General features: G+C 62.4%; 12 protein-coding genes and 1 pseudogene. 12 read left to right on the forward strand and 1 reads right to left on the reverse strand.

The annotated features are described in order from the left end of the window. The first annotated feature begins 175 nt into the window (after positions 1–175). From Q7U49_RS00570 to Q7U49_RS00610, 8 genes are read left to right on the forward strand one after another with little or no spacing between them, the layout of a single operon-like run. Positions 176–4,057: a PAS domain-containing protein gene (locus Q7U49_RS00570; RefSeq protein ID WP_304761717.1), complete on the forward strand. Its 3,882-nt coding sequence runs from the start codon at positions 176–178 to the stop codon at positions 4,055–4,057. Next, positions 4,050–6,881: an MASE3 domain-containing protein gene (locus tag Q7U49_RS00575; RefSeq protein ID WP_304761719.1), complete on the forward strand. Its 2,832-nt coding sequence runs from the start codon at positions 4,050–4,052 to the stop codon at positions 6,879–6,881. The genes Q7U49_RS00570 and Q7U49_RS00575 overlap by 8 nt, the downstream gene beginning before the upstream one ends. Then, positions 6,878–7,942: an HD-GYP domain-containing protein gene (locus tag Q7U49_RS00580; RefSeq protein WP_304761720.1), complete on the forward strand. Its 1,065-nt coding sequence runs from the start codon at positions 6,878–6,880 to the stop codon at positions 7,940–7,942. Before Q7U49_RS00575 ends, Q7U49_RS00580 begins: the two co-directional genes overlap by 4 nt. Positions 7,943–7,944: 2 nt before the next feature. Then, the gene (locus Q7U49_RS00590) at positions 7,945–10,464 is read left to right on the forward strand and encodes a PAS domain S-box protein (protein ID WP_370653944.1); all 2,520 of its coding nucleotides are present in this window, start codon (positions 7,945–7,947) and stop codon (positions 10,462–10,464) included. After that, positions 10,461–13,838: a CHASE domain-containing protein gene (locus Q7U49_RS00595; protein WP_304761722.1), complete on the forward strand. Its 3,378-nt coding sequence runs from the start codon at positions 10,461–10,463 to the stop codon at positions 13,836–13,838. Before Q7U49_RS00590 ends, Q7U49_RS00595 begins: the two co-directional genes overlap by 4 nt. After that, positions 13,835–14,215, forward strand: a complete 381-nt coding sequence (locus Q7U49_RS00600; RefSeq protein WP_304761724.1) for a response regulator — start codon at positions 13,835–13,837, stop codon at positions 14,213–14,215. Before Q7U49_RS00595 ends, Q7U49_RS00600 begins: the two co-directional genes overlap by 4 nt. 1 nt (position 14,216) lies before the next feature. Beyond that, positions 14,217–15,881, forward strand: coding sequence for a diguanylate cyclase (locus Q7U49_RS00605; RefSeq protein ID WP_304761726.1), 1,665 nt, complete (start codon positions 14,217–14,219; stop codon positions 15,879–15,881). 8 nt (positions 15,882–15,889) lie between these two features. Further along, positions 15,890–16,642 (forward strand): hybrid sensor histidine kinase/response regulator, encoded by a 753-nt coding sequence (locus Q7U49_RS00610; protein ID WP_304761728.1) that lies wholly within the window; start codon positions 15,890–15,892, stop codon positions 16,640–16,642. A 143-nt stretch (positions 16,643–16,785) separates the two neighbouring features. On the opposite strand, the gene ppa is transcribed toward Q7U49_RS00610, so the two are convergent. After that, on the reverse strand, positions 16,786–17,322 hold the full coding sequence (ppa, locus tag Q7U49_RS00615) for an inorganic diphosphatase (RefSeq protein ID WP_304761730.1): 537 nt from the start codon (positions 17,320–17,322) through the stop codon (positions 16,786–16,788). Positions 17,323–17,563: 241 nt separating this feature from the next. Here ppa and Q7U49_RS00620 point away from each other — a divergent pair, with 241 nt between their 5' ends. From Q7U49_RS00620 to Q7U49_RS00635, 4 genes and pseudogenes are all read left to right on the forward strand, one after another. Beyond that, complete coding sequence (locus Q7U49_RS00620; protein WP_304761732.1) at positions 17,564–19,633, forward strand: sodium-translocating pyrophosphatase; 2,070 nt, start codon at positions 17,564–17,566, stop codon at positions 19,631–19,633. Positions 19,634–19,745: 112 nt separating this feature from the next. Then, positions 19,746–19,976 (forward strand): annotated as a pseudogene (locus tag Q7U49_RS00625) (IS110 family transposase); the annotation flags it as partial. Positions 19,977–20,333: 357 nt separating this feature from the next. After that, the gene (locus Q7U49_RS00630; protein WP_304761734.1) at positions 20,334–20,858 is read left to right on the forward strand and encodes a hypothetical protein; all 525 of its coding nucleotides are present in this window, start codon (positions 20,334–20,336) and stop codon (positions 20,856–20,858) included. Positions 20,859–20,917: 59 nt separating this feature from the next. After that, positions 20,918–21,655: a HupE/UreJ family protein gene (locus Q7U49_RS00635; RefSeq protein ID WP_305235988.1), complete on the forward strand. Its 738-nt coding sequence runs from the start codon at positions 20,918–20,920 to the stop codon at positions 21,653–21,655. The last annotated feature ends 4 nt before the right edge of the window (positions 21,656–21,659 follow it).

The following is a 21,659-nucleotide window of genomic DNA, read 5'->3' on the forward strand; positions in this document are numbered from 1 at the left end:
CAAGAAAACAACTGACAGGGCAAATGATTATGGCATTCAGGCAAGACAAGGCCCTGCCCGCCGATCCCGGGCTCACTGCCTGTGGCACACGCAGGCCTTCGGGCGGGACCTCAAGAAATCTGCAAAATTGCCGATAAGCTAGATCGACACCTGCAAATATTACATTCCAGCCCGCATGCACCCCCTTTTCAATCCCCTGGCCGAGCTGCGCCAGCAGTATCTTGACCAACTCCCGGTGCGGCTGGATGCGTTGCGCTTTCATTACCAGCAACTGTCCCTGTCAGCCTGGCAACCCGCGCAGGCTGAGGCCTTGCACCGGCTGCTGCATGGCCTGACCGGGTCGGCCGGAACATTCGGCTTGCAGTCGCTTTCGGACGCCGCGCGCCAGTTGGAGATCCGGCTGGCAGCCCTGATCCAGGCCGGCACTGCCCCCGATGAGGCGCCCTGGCAGGCCATTGATTCCGGACTTGAGCGCCTCGATCGTCTGGCGCGCATGCGACTGAGATCCGATGCGCCCAGCCTGACGCCACCCGCAGAGGTGCCGCGCTTCACTCGTTCCCCGCTTATCCACCTGGTCGAAGACGATCCGACCCAGGCTGAACACCTGAGCCGGATCCTGCGCGATGATGGCTACCGGGTACAGGTATTCACCACCCCGTCCGATTTTCGCGCCGCGTACGCTGTGACGGATGCGGAACGCCCGGCCGCTGTGGTGGTGGACATGGTTTTTCCCGAGGGCGACGCCGCCGGCGCCGAACTGATGGCGGAATTTATCGCCGGTCAGGCACGCTGCCCGCCCGCGGTGTTCGTTTCGGTGCGCGATGACCTGGCGGCACGCCTGGCCGCCTACCGCGCCGGCGCTTGCCGCTACATGGTCAAGCCGGTGGACCCCGCCCGCCTGATCAGCCTGCTGAACGCGCTCAGCGGTCGTCAGCCGCAGCAGCCCTACCGCGTGCTGCTGGTGGACGACGATCCGCTCATGCTCGAAGCCCATGCCGCCGTGCTGCGTGCCACCGGCATGGTGGTGCATACGCTGTCGCAACCACTTCAGATCATGGACGCGCTGAACCGCCTGACGCCTGATGTGCTGGTGCTCGACGTCTACATGCCCGAGGCAAGCGGCCCCGAACTGGCCGCGGTGCTGCGCGAGCACGACGAGCATCTGCATCTGCCCATCCTGTTTCTCTCCGCCGAATCCGACATGGCGCAGCAACTGCTGGCGCTCAATCTCGGTGGCGACGATTTTCTGGTCAAACCTGTGCAACCCGACCACCTGGTGTCCGCGGTGACCGCGCGGGCGCGGCGGGCGCGGCAAAACGCCGCGATCCGGCAGCGGCTGCAGACCACACTTTACGAACGCGAGCGCGAACACCTGGCGCTGGATCACCATGCCATCGTCAGCGTTGCCGATGCGACCGGCCGCATCACCTACGTCAACGACAAATTCTGCGACATCAGCGGTTACACGCGCGGCGAGCTGCTGGGGCATGACCACCGCATCGTCAAATCGGGCGAACACCCGCCTGAGTTTTTCCAGAACCTGTGGCACACCATTACCAGTGGCATGGTCTGGCAGGGCGAGACCTGCAACCGGCGCAAGGACGGCAGCTTCTACTGGGTGGAATCCACCATCACGCCCTTCCTCGATGGCGAGGGCATTCCCTACCAGTATGTCTCGATGCGGACCGACATCACCCACATGAAGTCGGCCGAGGCGGCGTTGCGGGCGAGCGAAGCCCGCCTGAGTTTTCTGGTGTCGTCCAGCCCGGTCACCATCTTCACCTCTGCGGCGACGCCGCCGTTCGACGCGAGCTATATCAGCCCGAACGTCAAGAAGTTCATGGGATTCGAGCCTGAGCAGTTCACGGACAACCCCGCTTTCTGGGCGGACAACATTCACCCCGACGATCGGCAGCGGGTTTTAGATGCGTTGCCGCAGTTGTTCGAGCATGGCAAGCACCAGCACGAGTACCGCTTCCGCATGAACGATGGCAGCTACCGCTGGATGCACGACGAGTTGCTGCTGGTGCGTGACGAATCCGGCAAGCCGTCCGAGATCATCGGCTACTGGATGGACATCACCGAGCGCAAGCGCATCGAGCACGCAGCCGAATCCCACAAGGAAAGACTGCGGCGCGGCCAGTTGTTCGCCAACATCGGCACCTGGGACTGGAACATCCAGACCGGAGAATTATTCTGGACCGAGCGCATTGCGCCGCTGTTCGGCTATCCGGTGGGGGAACTTGAGACGTCTTACGACAACTTCCTCGCCGCCATCCACCCGGACGACCGGCAGGCGGTGATCGATGCCGTAGCGGCCTGTATCGAGCGCGACAGGCCTTACGAGCTCGAACACCGTGTGGTGTGGCCGGACGGAACCGTGCGCTGGCTGCTGGAGCGCGGTGCCGTCGCCTACGATGCCGACGGCAAGCCGCTGCAGATGCTGGGCGTGGTGCAGGACATCGACGACCGCAAGCGTGCCGAGATGGCGCTGGCCGAGCGTGAGCGGCAGTTGCGCGAGGCGCAGACGCTGGCCTGTATCGGTAACTGGTCCGCCGACCTGAGCAGCGGCACGCTGACCTGGTCGGACGAGATCTACCGCATTTTCGGCTACGCCCCAGGCAGCTTCGCGCCCAGTGTCGACGCCTTTCGTGCGGCGGTGCACCCCGATGACCTGGCGCTGGTTCGCGAAAGCGAAAAACGGGCCGAGCAGACCGGCCGCCACGATGTGGTGCACCGCATCGTCCGGCCTGACGGCACGGTGCGCCATGTGCACGAACTGGCGCAGATGGAAGCCGACGCAGCGGGCCGCCCGGTGTTCCTGACCGGCACCGTGCAGGACGTCACGGCCCAAGTGGAGATCGAACAGGCGATGGTCGCTGCACGCGACGAGGCTGATCGCGCCAACCAGGCCAAGTCGGATTTTCTCTCCAGCATGAGCCACGAGTTGCGCACGCCGATGAATGCCGTGCTCGGCTTCGGTCAACTCATGGAATACGACAACACCCTGCCGGCCGAACATCTGGACAGCGTGCGTGAAATCCTCAAGGCGGGTCACCACCTGCTCGAACTGATCAACGAGGTGCTCGACCTGGTCAAGGTTGAGTCCGGCCAGATCGACCTGTCGCTGGAGCCGGTGGAAGTGTGCCCGGTGGTCGCCGAATGCCTCGACCTGGTTGGCCCCCTGGCCGCCAAGCGGGGGATCCAGGTGAGCCAGATCGGGCTGGCAGGGGCCATGCTGCGGGCTGACCGCACACGACTCAAACAAGCGCTGCTCAACTTGCTCGGCAATGCCATCAAATACAACCGCGAAGGTGGCAGTGTGCTGCTCGATGTGCAAACCGAAGGTGATGACCGGCTGCGCATCCGGGTCACCGACACCGGCCCGGGAATTCCCGCCGCGCGCCTGAACGAACTGTTCCAGCCGTTCAACCGCCTCGGTGCCGAAAACAGCAACACCGAAGGCACCGGCATTGGGCTCACCATCACCCGTCGCATTGTCGAGATGATGGGCGGTTCGGTCGATGTCAGGAGCGAGGTCGGCGTGGGCAGCACCTTCTGGATTGAGTTGCCGCTTGAGTCCGCACCCAACCCAGAGCTTGGCCAGCCACAGCGTGAGCCCGACGAAGGGACGCCCGATGGTGCACCAGAGCGGCATTTGCAGATGCCGCAGCAGACCGTGCTCTACATCGAGGACAACCCGTCCAACATCAAGCTGGTGGCACAGATCCTCGGCCGTCGCAAACACATCCAGCTGCTCACCGCGCACACCCCGGAGCTGGGTATCGAACTGGCGCTGGGGCACCACCCCGAGCTGATCCTGCTCGACATCAGCATGCCGGGAATGGATGGCTACCAGGTGCTGGAGATATTCAAGGCCGACGCGCGGTTGAAAGCCATACCGGTGGTGGCGGTCACCGCCAACGCCATGACGCGCGACATCGAGCGCGGCCTGGCAGCGGGCTTTACCGACTACCTCACCAAGCCGCTGGATGTCGCACGTTTTCATGCGATGGTCGATGCCTGCCTGGCACTCACCGGAAAAAACAATGCCTGAGCCCGTCTCCCGCCAGCTGGATTTCCTCACCGGGGCCTTGTTGCTGCTTTGCCTGCCTTTGCTGCTGTGGCAGGGCTCGCCGGTCAATCAGATTGAAATTCCCCTGCCGGCTTTTCTGTCGATGCATTCGGTGCTGGAGATGATCTCCGTTGTCATATCCGGACTGATTTTCTTCATTGCGTTTGGCACCCGGGACACCGAACGCTCGATTCGGGTTGTGATCCTGGGGTGCTTCTTCCTGGCGACCGCGATCCTCGATACCCTCCATACCTTGTCGTATGGCGGGATGCCGGACCTGATCAGCCCGAATACGCCCGACAAAATGATTGGTTTCTGGCTGGTGGCGCGCATCAGTGCCGGACTCGGCTTGCTGGCCTATGCCATCTGGCCGCATACCCGCCCGGTCACGGCGCTGTGGCGGTTCAGCCTGCTGGCGGGCGCGTTGGCCGTGGTTGCGCTGGTGGCCTGGGTGATTGTCTTTCACGCGTCAAGCCTGCCCGCGATGTATGTTGCCTGGCAAGGGCTGACCACGCTCAAGGTCGCCTTCGAGTGGGGGATTGTCGGCCTGTACCTTGTGGCCGCAGCCTTGATCTACCGACGCCGCCACGACATCGCCCATTTCGATGCCAGAAGCCTGATGCTGGGGCTGCTGATCATGGCGGCGGGCGAGTTGTTCTTTACCCTGTACGTGCAGGTCTCCAGCACCGCCAATCTGCTGGGGCATGTGTACAAGGTGATTGCCTATGGCTTTCTTTGCCGCGCCATTTTCGCCGAGGCCATTCGCGAGCCTTTCTCCCAGATCAAGCAGTTGAACCAAGCGGTGGAACGCGAGCGCGACTTCGCCACCGGTCTGGTGGATACCGCGCCGGTGATCATCCTGCTGCTCGACACCCGCGGCATGATCCAGCACGTCAATCCCTATTTCGAGCGGCTCACCGGTTACGCGCTGGCTGAGATACAAGGCAAGGAATGGTTTGCCACCTTCATCCCCGCGCGCGACCAGGAGCGCATCCGTGCCCTGTTCCAGCAGTCCACCCATGAAACGCCGGTGCGCGGCAACGTCAATCCCATCGTCATCCGCAGTGGCGAGGAACGCGAGATCGAGTGGAATGACCAGCCTCTGCGCGATGCGAAGGGAGCGATCACGGGGCTACTCGCCATCGGGCTGGACGTGACCGGGCAGCGGAAAATGGAAGTGGAGCTGCGTCAGGCTTATGGCGAAAACCAGGCGGTGACCCAGGCCGTTCATGACATTCTGTACATGCTCGACGAGTCGGGGCGATTGATCTGGTGGAACCAGCAGTTGGAGACGATCACGGGATTGGGGCCGGATATTCTCAAAGGCATGCCCGGGGTTGAATTCTTTGTCGAGGCGGACCGCGCAGTCGTGGCGCACGCCCTGGGCCAGGCCCTTGTCAGCGGTTACGGCGAAACCGAGGCACGCCTGATCACGCGCAACGGCCCCGTCGGTTACCACTATAACGGGGTGCTTGTGCATGATGCCCAGGGCAAGATCATCGGTATGGCCGGTGTCGGCCGGGATATCAGCGAGCGCCTTGAATCGCTGGAAGCGCTGCAGCGCAGCGAGCGGGAACTGAAGGCGCTCAATGAATCGCTCGAGGCCCGCGTGGATGCGCGCACGGCCGAACTCAGCGCGGCGCGCGAAGAGGCCGAACGCGCCAATGCCGCCAAGTCGGAGTTTCTGTCGCGCATGAGCCACGAACTGCGCACGCCGCTCAACGCCATTCTCGGTTTTGGAAAATTGCTGGAAACCGATCCGGCGCATCCGCTGACGGCGATGCAAGCCGACCATGTCCATGAGATTCTGCATGGCGGCAAGCACCTGCTGGCACTGGTCAACGAAGTGCTGGACCTGGCCCGCATCGAGAGCGGACGGCTCGACGTCAGCATGGAAACGGTGGCGGTCGAGCCGCTCATCGAGGCCTGCATGGCGCAGATCAGGCCGCTGGCCGTGCAACGTGGCATCAGCATGACGCTTGAAACACACACGCCCTGCACGGTGCAGGCCGATTTCACACGGCTCCAGCAGGTGTTGCTCAACCTGCTTTCCAATGCCGTCAAATACAACCGCGAAGGCGGCACTGTCCGGCTGCATTGCGTCGCATCCGGGGTCCAGCATGTGCGCATCAGCGTGCAGGACAGCGGTTTTGGCATTGCGGCCGAATCGCTGCCACGGCTGTTCAAGCCTTTCGAGCGCCTGGAGTCGGCTTACCAGGGCATCGAAGGCACCGGCATCGGCCTGGCACTGGCAAAGAAACTGGTCGAGGCGATGCACGGCGAAATCGGCCTGCACAGCGTGCCTGGCGAGGGCAGCACCTTCTGGTTCGAGTTGCCCCTCGGCGCATCGGCTCCAAATGCGCCCGAGGACACCCCAGCGGCCGCGTCGACTTCGGCCGCTCCGGCTGTCGCTGGCGATCGCCGCCGTCTGCTGTATGTGGAAGACAACCCGGCCAACCTGCGCCTGGTGGAGAAGATTCTTGCCAAGCGCCAGGACATCGATTTCATCGCGGCCGCGAGTGGCGAGGCCGGGCTGAACCTGGCCATACAGGCGCATCCCGACCTGATCCTGCTGAACATTGACCTGCCGGGGATCGACGGCAATCAAATGCTGCGCCAGTTCAAGGCCAACCCGGCCACCCGCGACATTCGGGTGGTGGCCGTGGCCGCCAATGCCATGCCGCGCGACATTGCGCGCGGCATGGCCGCAGGCTTTTTCGACTACCTCGCCAAGCCGCTGGATGTGAGAAAGTTTATCGATCTGCTTGACCGCGCCATGAAAGACAACACGGAGACGCTGCGATGAACGGTCAAAACCTGAGAACTGAATGCATCCTCATCGTCGACGACGAGCCGGCCAACCTCAAACTGCTCGACAAGATGCTGGGCGGGCAGGGTTACCAGAACCTGGTTCTGGTGGCCGATCCGCGCGAAGTCATCGACCGTTACCGGACGGCACGCCCTGATCTGATTCTGCTCGACATCAACATGCCGCATCTGGACGGCTACCAGGTGATGGCGCAACTGAAGGCGCTGAACGATCCGCTGCTGCCGCCCATCGTCATTCTCACGGCCCAACACGGCAAGGACTATCTGCTGCGGGCGCTGGCCGCCGGGGCGCGTGACTTCATCGGCAAGCCCTTTGACCGCAACGAACTGCTGATGCGAGTGCGCAACCTGCTCGACGCGCAACTGGCCCACCGCATGGTGCACGACCAGAAGGCCGTGCTTGAAGAGATGGTTCGGGCGCGTACCGAGGAACTGCACCGCACCCGCCTGCAGGTGGTGCAGCGACTCGGCATGGCGGCGGAGTACCGCGACGAGGAAACTGGCTACCACATCCTGCGCATGAGCCATGTCTGCGCGCTGCTGGCGCGCGCCGTCGGCTGGAGCGAGCTTGACTGCGATCTGATCCTCAGCGCCAGCCCGATGCACGACATCGGCAAGATCGGCATCCCCGACGCCATCATGCTCAAGCCGGGCAAGTTCGAGCCGCACGAATGGGACATCATGAAGACCCATGCCACCATCGGTGCCAAATTGCTCGACGGCGACGACTCCACGCTCATGCGCATGGCACGCGAGATTGCAGTCACCCACCATGAGAAATGGGACGGCAGCGGCTATCCCAATGGCTTGGCGGGCGAGGCGATTCCGCAGGCCGGGCGCATCGCGGCGCTGGCCGACGTGTTCGACGCGCTGACCTCGGTGCGGCCCTACAAAAAGGCCTGGACGGTGGAGGCGGCAGTGGACCTGATCAAGGCAAACAGCGGCCAGCACTTCGACCCGCAACTGGTTGAAGTCCTGCTTCAGGAACTGGCCGGTATTGTGGCCATCCGCGAGCGTTTTGCCGAGCCGGGAATGTGATTGTGCAGGCGCCCGCCATTCCCGACAATGAAGCACAGCGTCTGCGGGCGCTGCGCGCGCGCGCGATCCTGGATACCCCGGACGAGGAGCGCTTCGACCGCCTGACCCGGCTGGCCCGGCATCTGTTCGGCACCCAAATCGCCCTGGTGTCGCTGGTGGATGCCGAACGCCAATGGTTCAAGTCGCGCCAGGGACTGGACGCCTGCGAAACCGCGCGGGACATTTCGTTCTGCGGGCACGCCATTCTTGCGGACGGTATCTTCGAGATTACCGATGCCCGACTCGATCCGCGCTTTGCCGATAACCCGCTGGTCAGCGGGCCGCCGCATATCCGGTTTTACGCTGGCGCCCCGCTGGCCACGGCCGATGGCAGCCGTATCGGTACCCTGTGCATCATCGATGGCCAGCCGAGAACGCTGACAGCAGCGCAGCGCAGCGCACTGCGCGATCTTGCTGACTGCGTGGAGGCTGAAATCAACCAGATCGACCTGCAGCAGCAAAGCAAGGCCCTGGAAATGGCCCGCCAGCTCGGCGAGGTGATCGCCCGGGTCCAGTCGCAATTCATCCGCGAGGCTGATCGACGCAAAGCTTTTGAAGGGCTGCTGACGGATATTCTCGCCCTGACCGAGAGCGAATACGGCTTTGTCGGCGAGGTGCTGTATCGCGACGAGGGCGCACCCTACCTCAAGACCTACGCCATTACCAACATCGCCTGGGATGATGCCACCCGCGCCTTTTACCAGGCCCATGCGCCGCAGGGCATGGCGTTCACCAATCTCAACACCCTGTTCGGCGCGGCCATGACCACTGGCAGGCCGGTGATCGCCAACGATCCCTATCACGACCCGCGTCGCGGCGGCCTGCCCGAGGGGCACCCGGCGATGAATGCCTTCCTCGGGATTCCGATCCATCATGGCGGTGAGCTGGTGGCCATGCTGGGCATGGCCAACCGGCCCGGCGGCTACGACCAGGCGCTGGTCGATTTTCTGCATCCGCTGCTGGTCACCCTGGGCCAGCTGATCGAGGTGGCGCGCGCCCAGAAAAAGCACCGCGAAGGACAGATTGAGCTGGCCCGATTGTCGCGGGTGGCCAGCCAGACCACCAACGCGGTGGTGATCACCGACGCGGGCGGCCGGGTGGAATGGGTCAACGAGGGCTTTGTCCGCATCACCGGCTACACGCTGGACGAGGTGCTTGGGCGCAAGCCCGGCGAGGTATTGCAAGGCGAGGCGACTGATCCGGCCACGGTCGAATTGATGCGCGATGCGCTGGCCCGCCAGGCGTATTTCGAAGTCGACGTCATCAACTACACCCGATCGCGCAGGCCCTTCTGGATACGCATCAGCTGCAATCCGCTGCGCGATGCGAATGGCGAACTGCAAGGCTTCATGGCGATCCAGTCCGACATTGACGAACGCAAACAGGCCGAGTGGGCGCAGCAGCAAAGCGAAGCACGCCTGCGCGGTTTATTCGAATTGTCACCGGTCGGGATCGCGCTCAGCGACTACGAGACCGGGGCCTTCATCGACGTCAACGAAGCGATGCTCACTCCGACCGGCTATACCCGGGATGAACTCATGGGCTTGAGCTACTGGGACCTTACGCCCCACGAATACGAGCCCCAGGAACTGCAGCAGTTGGAAATCCTGGAAAAGACCGGTCGCTATACCCACTATGAAAAGGAGTATGTCCGCAAGGATGGCACACGCTATCCGGTGCTGCTGAACGGCATGACCGTATACGATTCCTCAGGCAGAAAGTTGATCTGGTCGATCGTCGAGGACATCACCGAGCGCAAGCGCATGGAGCGCATGAAGAGCGAGTTCGTGTCCACCGTCAGCCATGAGCTGCGCACGCCGCTGACCTCGATTTCCGGCGCGCTGGGCCTGGTGGCAGGGGGCGCGCTCGGGGCCCTGCCCGAGCAGGCGCAGCAGATGATCGCCATCGCGCTCAAGAACAGCCAGCGCCTGGGCTTCCTCATCAACGACCTGCTCGACATGGAAAAGCTCATGGCCGGCAAGTTGCGCTTCGACATGCAGATCCAGCCCCTGATGCCGCTGGTCGAACACGCCCTGCGCGACAACCAGGCCTACGCCGCTCGGCACGGGGTGCGGCTGCATCTGGCGCACGTCGCCGGCGCGGTGCAGGTCGAGGTGGACGCCCAGCGCCTGCAGCAGGTGCTGGCCAACCTGCTCTCCAACGCCGCCAAGTTCTCGCCCACGGGAAGCGAAGTGACGGTGACCGCGACCTGCGTCGAAAACACCGTGCGTGTCGCCGTGTCCGACCATGGCCCCGGCATCCCGACCGAATTCCGCGACCGCATCTTCCAGAAATTCTCGCAAGCCGATGCCTCGGACACGCGGCAAAAAGGCGGCAGCGGGCTGGGGCTGGCGATCAGCCGCGAGTTGGTGGAGCGCATGGGCGGCCGAATCGCTTACGAGTCGGTGGCTGGCGAAGGCGCCACGTTTTATTTCGAATTGCCGCTCTGTCCGTCTCGGCAAGTCGCTGGAGACGGTGCATGAGCGCAATGGATCATGGTGGCGGCGGTGCAACGGGTATGAGCCTGTTTGGAACGGCACTCTTCACGTGGCGGAGCACCCTGGCCTGGATTGTTCTGCTCGCGGGCTTGCTGCTGACCGCGCTGCTCTCGATGGGTTTGGCTGAACAGCGCGCCCGCAGCGCCGATCAGCAATTCGAGTTGCATGTGAAGGAGCTGGTGGCGGAAATCGAAAAGCGCCTGCTCGACCATGAGCAGATTCTTCTCGGCGGGGCGGGCCTCTTCGATGTCAACGGCATGGTCACGCGGGCACAGTGGCGCACCTATGTTGAGCGCCTGTCGCTGAAGGCGCGCTACCCCGGTATTCAGGGCGTCGGCTTCAGCCAGGCAATCCCGCCGGATGCGCTGGCGCCCCATATCGCGGCCATGCGTGCCACGGGGTTTCCTGATTACACGGTCAGGCCCGAGGGTGACCGGGCGCTCCATACCTCCATCATTTATCTGGAACCCTTTATGGGCCGCAATCTTGCGGCCTTCGGCTACGACATGTTCTCCGACGCGACCCGCCGCCAAGCCATGCAGCGGTCCGTGGACAACAACACAACCGCCATCAGCGGCAGGGTGAAGCTGGTTCAGGAGACCCATGGCAAGGAGCAGGCCGGATTTCTGATGTACGTACCTGTCTACCGTCAGGGAATGCCCCTGAACAGCGTTGAGGCGCGTTGGCAGGCATTGCTGGGCTTTGTCTACAGCCCTTACCGGATGGATGACCTGATGCAGGGCATTCTTGGCGGACGCGACCTGGTCGTCGACTTTACGCTCCACAACGGTGAGTCGACGCTAGCGGATACGCTGATGTATGACTCTGCCGCCGAACACACAGAGGAATACGCGGTACCGCCCTCGCACCTGTCGACCCGGCGCATTGATGCCTTCGGCCAGACCTGGACGCTCTCGCTGCGCAGTCGACCGGCTTTCCAGGCGCAGTTCGCCTCATCCATCGACTGGTTGATTCCCAGCCTGGGCACAGGCATCAGCTTGTTGCTGTTCGCCCTGGTTTTGTCGCTGCTCGGCCGCCGCGAGCAGGCTCTGGCCCTGGCCGCAGAGTTGGCCGTTCGCAAAACCCAGAAGTTTCTCACCGACGTGCTCGCGGCGGCATCCGAGGTGGCCATCATCGCCACCGACCGCGACGGGCTGATCACGATCTTCAACAAGGGCGCCGAGCGCCTGCTCGGCTATAGCGCGGGGGAAATGGTGGGCAAGCTTACGCCTGCTGTTCTTCATGTGCCCGCTGAAGCCATGGCACGCGCGGCGGAGCTGAGCATCGAATTGGGCCGCCCTATCGAAGGGTTCCGGGTTTTTGTCGAAAAACCCGAGCACGATGGCGCGGAAACGCGTGAATGGACTTACGTTCACAAGCATGGTCGCCCCATTCCGGTATCGCTGGTGGTGACCACCATGCGCGACGATTCAGGCGAGATCACAGGCTATCTCGGCATCGCCGAAGACATCACCGAGCGCAAGCAGGCTGAAACTGCACTGCGCGAGCAGGCGCAGCACACCCAGGCCGTTCTCGACAACATGGTGGACGGCATTATCACCATCGACCAGGCGGGCATCATCGGTTCCTTCAATCCGGCGGCCGAACGGATTTTTGGCTACACGCCTGCCGAGGTGCTGGGCCGCAACGTGCGCATGCTGATGCCCAACCCGCACCGCGACGCCCACGACAGCTACCTGCGCAACTACCGGGCCACCGGGGTGGCGCGCATCATCGGCATCGGCCGCGAGGTGGAAGGGCAGCGCAAGGATGGCGATCTGTTTCCGATGGACCTGGCGATCTCGGAGGTCAGCCGTCAGGGGCAGCCCCTGTATGTGGGCATGGTGCGCGACATCACCGAGCGCAAGCGCATGGAGCGCATGAAGAGCGAGTTCGTGTCCACGGTCAGCCATGAGCTGCGCACGCCGCTGACCTCGATTTCCGGCGCGCTGGGCCTGGTGGCGGGGGGCGCGCTCGGCGCGCTGCCCGCGCAGGCCCAGCAGATGATCGCGATCGCGCAGAAAAACAGCCAGCGGCTCACCCATCTCATCAACGATCTGCTGGACATGGAGAAGATCGCCGCCGGCAAGCTGCATTTCGAAATGCAGCCGCAGGCGTTGATGCCGCTGATCGAACAGGCGCTGGAAGCGAACCGGGCCTATGGCGCCGAGCGCCGGGTGACACTGGTGCTGGCTGGCGCGGCCCCCAGCGCCGAGGTGCGGGTGGACAGCCAGCGCCTGATGCAGGTGCTGGCCAACCTGCTGTCCAATGCCATCAAGTTTTCACCCGAGGGCGGCACGGTGAACGTCACCGTGGAAACGACGGCGAAGAAGGTCACGGTCAGTGTGGCCGATCACGGCCCGGGTATTCCCGCAGCATTCCGCGACCGAATTTTTCAGAAATTCTCGCAGGCGGATGCCTCGGATACCCGGCAGAAGGGCGGCACCGGCCTGGGCCTGGCGATTACCCGCGAACTGGTGGAACGCATGGGCGGGTCGATCGGTTTTGAATCGGTGCAAGGCGACGGCGCGCGCTTTTTCTTCGAGCTGCCCTTGTGGCATCCCGCCGCAACGGGTGCGGCGATGGGCGCCCTCGGCGCGGAAGAGGCCGGGGCGCCGCGCATCCTGGTGGTGGAGGACGAACCCGATGTCGCGCAGGTACTGGGGCTGATGCTCACCCGCGGTGGCTATCAGGTCGATGTCGTCGGCAGCGGCGCCGAGGCGCTGGCCGCCCTCCAACAAACGCCCTACGCCGCCGTGAGCCTGGACCTGATGTTGCCGGATATCAGTGGCCTGGAGGTCATTCGCCAGGTGCGCCAGCGTCCCGAAACGGCCGACCTCCCCATTGTGGTGGTGTCGGCCAAAATGGAAGAAGGGCGGCTGGCCATCAACGGCGATTTTTCCGGCATCGACTGGCTGGCCAAGCCGATCAACGAGAACCGCCTGCTGACCCTGATCGAACGCCAGTTGTCCACGACAAACGCACCGCACCCGCGGGTTCTGCACGTGGAGGATGATGCCGATCTGCACCAGGTCGTCCGCGCCATGGTCGGCAAGCGTTTCGATTTCGAACTGGCGACCACCCTGCAGGAGGCCCGCGCCCGCGTGGCGCTGGAGCGCTTCGATGTGGTGATCCTCGACCTCAGCCTGCCCGACGGTTCCGGCTGGGATCTGCTGCCGGAGATCCGGCAGCGACAACCGGAAACACGGGTCGTCATCCTGTCCGGCGCCGACATGACGGCGGACGAAGCACGCAAGGTGGAGGCGGTGCTGCTCAAGTCGCAGGTCTCGCCGCGCGAACTGCTTGATGCCCTCAACACCCGTATTCAATCATCCAAACCCAAAGGAATCCATTCATGAACACCTTGCAGCGCATTTTGTACGTGGAAGATGAGCCTGACATTCAGGCAGTGGCCAAGCTGGCACTGGAAATGGTGGGCGGCTTCACGGTAAAGGTCTGCTCCTCGGGTGAGGAGGCGCTGCGCGAGGCGGTGGCCTTCGCGCCCGACATGATCCTGCTGGATGTGATGATGCCGGGCATGGACGGCCCCAGCACGCTCAAGGCGCTGCGCGAATTGCCGTCTCTGGCCGAATTGCCGGTGGCCTTCATGACTGCCAAGGTGCAGACGGCGGAAGTGGCGCATTACAAAACACTGGGCGCGCGCGACGTGATCCCCAAGCCCTTCGACCCCATGACCCTGGCCAGCCAGGTGCGGGCGATCTGGGAGGGCCAGTAGGATGGATGACAAACTCAAGGCGGCCGCGACCGCGCGCCTGGCTCAACTGCGCAATGATTATCTGGCGCGACTGCCAGCGGAACTGACCGCGCTGCAGACGCTGGGGGCAGGCCTGAGCGGTGGCGAGCCCGATCGCGCCAGTCTCGATGAACTTCACCACCGCCTGCACAAGCTGGCCGGCTCGGGCGGCACCTTTGGCCTGGCTGCCCTGAGTGCGGGTGCACATACGCTGGAACAGCGGGTCAAGGGCTGGCTGGCCGACTCACTGGATGAGCTTGGTGACGCGCAGGTGCGCCAGGCTTTTTCGGCGGACCTGGCCGCACTGGGCGCAACCATGAGCGGGGTCGATGTCCCACTGGTGAGCGTCACCCAGGCTGGCGACGCCAGGGCAGCACCCGGCGAATCGATCCGGGTGTGGCTGGTGGAAGACGATATCCTGCTCGGTGAGGAATTGGCGCGCCAGCTCGGGTCCTTCAACTATGTGGTGCGTCGGTTCACGCGGATTGACGATGCCGAGCGCGCCGCGCGAACGGAATGCCCCGATATGCTGTTGATGGACGTGATGTTCGAGCAGGAAGGGGAAAACGCCACCGAGGTGTTTGCCCTGCACCCCAACCTGCGGGCGCTGGGCTGCCCGCTGCTGTTTGTCACCTCCTACGATGATTTCATGTCGCGGGTGCGCGCCGCGCAACTGGGCGCCCTGGGTTATTTTCTCAAGCCACTGGACATTCCCCGCCTGGTGAGCCGGATGTCGCAAATTTTCGAACAGAAACGCGCGCCGTCACAACGGGTGCTGATCGTCGATGACGACAGGGACCTGGCCGAGCATTACCGGCTGGCCCTGCTGGCCGCCGGGATGGAGGCGGACGTGCTGGAGCAACCTGCGGCCATCATGGAAAAGATTGCGGCTTTTCGTCCGGAGCTGGTGCTCATGGACATGCACATGCCGGGTTTTTCGGGGCCGGACCTGGCGGGGGTGATCCGCCAGCACGACAACTGGTCGAGCCTGCCCATCGTGTACCTTTCCGCCGAGACCGATCTCGACCTGCAGATCAAGGCCATGGGCCGCGGTGCCGATGATTTCCTGACCAAGCCGATTTCCGATGCCCAGCTCGTTGCGGCCGTGCGTGTGCGCGTCGAGCGCGCCCGCCAGTTGGAAGCGCAAATCAGTCGCGACAGCCTGACTGGCCTGCTCAAGCACGCCAGCATCAAGGAATCGGCTGGAACCGAAGTGACCCGCGCGCGGCGCAGCGGCAAGCCCGTCAGCCTGGCCATGCTCGATATTGATCACTTCAAGTCGGTCAACGACACCTACGGGCATGCGGTGGGTGACGTCGTTATCTCGTCGGTGGCCATGCTGTTGCGCCAGCGCCTGCGTCAGTCCGACATCGTCGGCCGCTATGGCGGCGAGGAATTCGTCGCAGTGTTGCCGGAATGCGATGCCGGGTACGCGCATGAGCTGATGGAGGACATCCGCCAGCGATTTGCCTCTTTGCGCTTCAGCCACGAAGGAAAAGACTTTGGCTGCACACTTTCGGTGGGTCTGGCCTGTTCTCTTGCCTACCCGGACAGCGATGGCGCGGCGCTGCTCGTTGCCGCCGACGAGGCCTTGTATGTCGCCAAGCGCGGCGGGCGCAATCAGGTGCGGGAGGCAAGTCCGTCATGACAGCGAATATGGATACCTTTCACGCACTGCTTGAAGAAATGCGTCTGGCGTTTCTCAGCGAGTTGCCGGAGCGCTGCGATCGCTTCGAGGCCTTGATTCTGAGCCTGGAGACCTCACCCGATGTTCGTGACGCGTTCAACGAACTGTATCGGGGCGTCCACAGCCTGAAGGGTTCGGGTGGCACCCATGGACTCTCCATCATCACGACACTCTGCCAGCAAATGGAGGACCTCCTCAGCGAGACCCATGCCCAGCAGGGATTTGGCACCGCCTTTGCCACCCGGGCGCTGGCCTACGTCGACCTGATGCGCCGGGTCGAGACGGTTGCGCAACAGGACAAGCCGGACTATTCAGACATCGAAACCGGGTTGGAGAGGCTGCGCCAGTTGACGCTGCAACGCCGCAAGAGCGGCCTGATCGCAGAGTCTTCGACCGTGATGACCGGTCTCTATCAAAAAACGCTGGAGGCCTTGCCCCTGCAACTGACGGTGGTCGGCGACGGTCTGACCGCGCTCGCGCGCCTGCTGCATGAACCTTTTGATTTCGTCATCGTCGGACGTGAACTCAGGGTACTCAACGGCATGGCCCTGATGGCCGCCCTGCGAGCCACCGAGACGCGCAACCAGCACATTCCCGCGATTCTGGTGAGCAGCAAGCGCGGTGAGGTTCTGGACCATGCCCGCTTCAGCGCCGCCCTTTCCCGCGACCAGACACTCGCCACAAACCTGGTCGCCGCGGTGCGAGCGGTGTTGCCGGGATAAAACCCCTGCGGCCGGACCCGTCAGCCAGGGAGGATTGAAGTCGCCCCTTGCACAAGGCCCGCCTCGGGCCGATGGCTGCTGGAATTCATTCGCGGCGAGGGCGCCGCTCCCACAAGGCGCCCTTTGTGGGGGGTCGAAGCTGCTTACTTTAGCGAAGCCTGGTAATTGGCAATGCCGTCCAGAATTTCCTGTTTGGCAGACTCTGGACCTTCCCAACCCAAAATTTTGACCCATTTGTTGGCTTCGAGGTCCTTGTAGTGCTCAAAGAAGTGGGCGATGGTCTTCAAGCGCAGCGGTTGCAGATCTTCAGGTTTTTGCCAGCGGGTGTACAGCGACAAAATCTTGTCGATGGGCACGGCCAGCACCTTGCCGTCCATGCCGGCTTCATCTTCCATCTTCAAAATGCCAATGGCGCGGCAAGTCACCACGACACCGGGAATCAGCGGCACGGGGGTGATCACCAGCACATCCACCGGGTCGCCGTCACCGCTGATGGTTTGCGGCACATAGCCGTAGTTGGTCGGGTAATGCATCGCTGTGCTCATGAAGCGATCGACAAAAATGGCGTGGGTTTCATGATCGACCTCGTATTTCACCGGGTCGGCGTTCATCGGGATTTCGATGATCACGTTGAATTGCTCGGGCGCATTTTTACCGGGAGTGACGTTATCTAAAGACATGCTTGTCGCCTTATGTTGGTTTGGGATTTGAGTTGGGTCAGAAACTGTCGGGATTAACCCTGATTTTACTTACTCACCACTTGCGAATTTCAAAAAAGCCGATGTTTTGGCGTTACAGTGCCCCGGTTGGCCAATCACTCTTGTCACACACCAAGAGGCACACGGTGAGGAAGCAACGCAGCGGTGATGCCGACATGCGTTGCACCACCATCTCGCGAAACAACAAACTGGAGATTCTTCTATGACAGGCAACTCAGCGCTGATCTTGGCGCTCATCTGCGGCTTGATCGCCGTCGGCTATGGCTTTTGGGCCCGTAGCTGGATTCTTTCCCAGGACGCGGGCAACGCCCGCATGCAGGAAATCGCCGCCGCCATTCAGACCGGTGCGGCAGCCTATTTGGCACGACAGTACAAAACCATTGCCATGGTCGGCGTGGTTCTGGCGGTGCTGATTGCGGTATTTCTGGACTCCTTAAGCGCGGTCGGCTTTGTGGTCGGCGCGGTGCTCTCCGGCGCCTGCGGCTTCATTGGCATGAACGTGTCGGTGCGTGCCAACGTGCGCACGGCGCAGGCCGCCACCAAAGGCATTGGCCCGGCGCTGGACGTGGCCTTCCGCGGCGGCGCCATCACCGGCATGCTGGTGGTGGGCCTGGGGCTGCTGGGCGTCACCGGGTTCTTCTGGTTCCTGGTCGGTAACGGCAACCTGACGCCCGACAAAAATCTGGCGCAACTGCTCAACCCGCTGATCGGTTTTGCCTTCGGCTCCTCGCTGATCTCCATCTTCGCCCGGCTCGGCGGCGGCATTTTCACCAAGGGCGCTGATGTCGGCGCCGACCTGGTGGGCAAGGTCGAAGCCGGCATTCCGGAAGACGACCCGCGCAACCCGGCCGTGATCGCCGACAACGTGGGCGACAACGTGGGTGACTGCGCCGGCATGGCCGCTGACCTGTTTGAAACCTACGCCGTCACGCTGATTGCCACCATGGTGCTGGGCGCCCTGCTGGTCACCGGCGCCAGCATGAACGCCGTGGTGTACCCGCTGGCGCTTGGCGCGGTGTCGATCGTGGCATCCATCATTGGCTGCTTCTTTGTCAAGGCGTCACCCGGCATGAGGAACGTGATGCCGGCGCTGTACAAAGGCCTGGCTGTGGCTGGTGGCCTGTCGCTGATTGCCTTCTTCTTCGTCACCCAATGGCTGATGCCAGACGATGCCATCATGGCCAGCGGCACCCAGATGCGCTTGTTTGGCGCCTGCGCTGTCGGTCTGGTGCTGACGGCCGCGCTGGTGGTGATCACCGAGTACTACACCGGCACCCAGTACCCGCCGGTGAAGCACATCGCCGAAGCGTCCACCACCGGCCACGGCACCAACATCATTGCCGGCCTGGGTGTGTCAATGCGCTCCACCGCCTGGCCGGTGCTGTTTGTCTGCGTGGCCATTTACACCGCTTTCGCACTGGCCGGCCTGTACGGCATTGCCATCGCCGCCACCTCCATGCTCAGCATGGCGGGTATTGTGGTGGCGCTCGACGCCTACGGCCCCATCACCGACAACGCCGGTGGCATTGCCGAAATGAGCGAGATGCCCAAGAGCGTGCGCGACATCACCGACCCGCTGGATGCGGTGGGCAACACCACCAAGGCTGTCACCAAGGGTTACGCGATTGGCTCGGCCGGCCTGGCGGCCCTGGTGCTGTTTGCCGACTACACCCACAAGCTCGACGCCTATGGCAGCCACATCACCTTCGACCTGAGCAACCCGATGGTCATCATCGGCCTCTTCATTGGCGGCCTGATTCCCTACCTGTTCGGTGCCATGGCGATGGAAGCCGTGGGCCGCGCAGCCGGCGCCGTGGTGGTGGAAGTGCGCCGCCAGTTCCGCGACATCAAGGGCATCATGGACGGCACCGGCAAGCCGGAATACGACACCGCGGTCGACATGCTGACCACCGCGGCCATCAAGGAAATGATGATTCCGAGCCTGTTGCCGGTGGTGGTGCCGATCCTGGTCGGCCTGATCCTCGGCCCGGCGGCTTTGGGTGGCCTGCTGATGGGCACCATCGTGACCGGTCTGTTTGTGGCCATCTCCATGTGCACCGGCGGCGGTGCCTGGGACAATGCCAAGAAGTACATTGAAGACGGCAACTTTGGCGGCAAGGGATCGGAGGCGCACAAGGCCGCCGTGACCGGCGACACCGTGGGCGACCCCTACAAGGACACCGCCGGCCCGGCCATCAACCCGCTGATCAAGATCATCAACATCGTGGCGCTGCTGATCGTGCCGGTGATGATGAAAATCCACGGCGGCTAAGCGGAAGCCAGCCCGATAAGAACCCGCCTCGGCGGGTTTTTTTATTCAACTGTTATTTTTGTACCCTGATTCGCGCTGGCTTCGCATTGCCAGCACAAAGACCGTATCGAGCGGTGCCACATACCTGCGGTCTCTTCTGATTCATGGGGCGCGCTCAGTCATTTACAACGGTAAAGATAAAACCAATCCAACGTGCAAATGGATCAATGGAATCGTGAGCCGACGTAATAACAACGTGGCAGCCGTGGCGCTGGCCAACAAGAATGCCCGCATTGTGTGGGCGTTGCTGACACATGATCGAGAGTTCCGACCTGACTACACCCGTGAGACTGTGGGTGTGTAGTCGGGTCGGCAAGGAAAGTAAGACAACGAGAATTGACAGGGGGAAACTGAACTACCGATTGCTCAAGCAATCATCAAGTGATGGCAAGACAGGTAAGACCGTGGTTGGACAATCCCGAGAATGTCAGAGCACATCAAAGTGCGCGAAAGCTATGGGGAACCAACCAGCGAATCCCATCAGGGACCGTGACCAAAAGTCACACTAAGAGTCCGAATGTACTGGTGCAATCTTTACCTTTGAGTCAGAACGAATTGAGAGCTTGACATAGGGGGCGTTCATGTACTGTCATTCAACCCTCCCCCCCCCCCCGCATTACATAAGTTAAATGCGGTAAAAAAACACGCACTATCACGGGCAGTGCGTAATTTCCTTGAATTCGTCGAGGGCATGGCGCCGTTCATTACCAAGCAGCCCCGCCAAGCCATCAAAACAATGATCCAGATAAAATCACAAAAATTATTCAAGCAGCCCATCCCCTCAATGCACCCACGCAGCGCCTTTCCCGTTCAGCGCCACTCCAGGTTTACCCTGGGCGTGTGCGCGCTGATCCTATTGGGAATGCTCGTCGGCGCCTTCATCTCTTCGATGGGTGGCGTGATGTCTCACGGCCTGGCCGAATTCGCAGCAGGCCAACACAACGTTGATGGTAATTCGGTCAATGCGCACGGACACTCGCATGACGACGATGACGCCAAGCCCTCCTTTTCAGATGCGGGTGCTGATCATGCGCACCATGGTGCAGACCACAGCCACGACAAATCGCACGTACCGTTCAGTGCGATGACGATCGCCATTTCAATGGCAGCCAGCCGGCCAGTCACTGCTCGCCAGTGGGTCGAGTTGGTGGAGGCGTTCCGGCTGGAACGCCCTCCCATGGCTTGAGATTCCCTCTGGTCCTGCGCTCCCCAAAGTAGCGCCTCCCTCAATCCACCGGAATCTTCATGAACAGCTCACCTTACGGCAGGCTGCCGGGACCGCCATGGGCGATTCGGCACCACCATCTCTTTTTCTTGGCAGCGATTTTTATATCGCTGCTGCTCGGCACCACCGAAGCCCTGGCCCATGCGGTCACTCAGGGTGACAAAGGCTATATCCAGGAAATATCGGGGGTCAACCTGCTGCCCTTCGTGTATCTGGGTGCCAAACACATGATGACGGGATACGACCACCTCCTGTTCCTCTTCGGGGTGATCTTCTTCCTCTATCGACTGTCGCATATCGGCATCTACGTGAGCCTTTTTGCGTTGGGCCACTCCACGACCATGGTCCTGGGCGTCTACTTCAACGTCCAGTTCAGCAGCTACCTGATCGACGCGATCATCGGTTTTTCGGTAGTCTACAAGGCACTCGACAACATCGGCGCCTTCCAGCGCTGGCTGGGTTTCCAGCCCAACACCAAAATGGCCACGCTGGTGTTTGGCCTGTTCCATGGTTTTGGTCTGGCTACCAAAATCCTTGAATACGAGATTTCGCCCGACGGCCTGGTGCCTAACCTGCTCGCCTTCAATCTGGGCGTTGAAATCGGCCAGTTGATGGCCTTGGCCGTCATCTTGATCGGCATGAGCTACTGGCGACGCACAGCCAGCTTTTTACGACATGCCTACACCGCCAATGTGGTCATGATGTCCGCCGGCTTCTTGCTGGTGGGTCTCCAATTGACCGGTTTTTTTGTGTCCTGAACAC

The sequence above is a fragment of the Rhodoferax sp. genome, assembly GCF_030653815.1.
In the GTDB taxonomy this organism is placed as follows: Bacteria; Pseudomonadota; Gammaproteobacteria; order Burkholderiales; family Burkholderiaceae_C; genus Rhodoferax.

Excerpts from the sequence above, each read along its gene's own strand:
- Q7U49_RS00570 (WP_304761717.1), top strand. The coding sequence starts at position 176 with ATGCACCCCCTTTTCAATCCCCTGGCCGAGCTGCGCCAGCAGTATCTT.
- Q7U49_RS00575 (WP_304761719.1), top strand. The coding sequence starts at position 4,050 with ATGCCTGAGCCCGTCTCCCGCCAGCTGGATTTCCTCACCGGGGCCTTG.
- Q7U49_RS00580 (WP_304761720.1), top strand. The coding sequence starts at position 6,878 with ATGAACGGTCAAAACCTGAGAACTGAATGCATCCTCATCGTCGACGAC.
- Q7U49_RS00595 (WP_304761722.1), top strand. The coding sequence starts at position 10,461 with ATGAGCGCAATGGATCATGGTGGCGGCGGTGCAACGGGTATGAGCCTG.
- Q7U49_RS00600 (WP_304761724.1), top strand. The coding sequence starts at position 13,835 with ATGAACACCTTGCAGCGCATTTTGTACGTGGAAGATGAGCCTGACATT.
- Q7U49_RS00605 (WP_304761726.1), top strand. The coding sequence starts at position 14,217 with ATGGATGACAAACTCAAGGCGGCCGCGACCGCGCGCCTGGCTCAACTG.
- Q7U49_RS00610 (WP_304761728.1), top strand. The coding sequence starts at position 15,890 with ATGGATACCTTTCACGCACTGCTTGAAGAAATGCGTCTGGCGTTTCTC.
- ppa (WP_304761730.1), bottom strand. The coding sequence starts at position 17,322 with ATGTCTTTAGATAACGTCACTCCCGGTAAAAATGCGCCCGAGCAATTC.
- Q7U49_RS00620 (WP_304761732.1), top strand. The coding sequence starts at position 17,564 with ATGACAGGCAACTCAGCGCTGATCTTGGCGCTCATCTGCGGCTTGATC.
- Q7U49_RS00635 (WP_305235988.1), top strand. The coding sequence starts at position 20,918 with ATGAACAGCTCACCTTACGGCAGGCTGCCGGGACCGCCATGGGCGATT.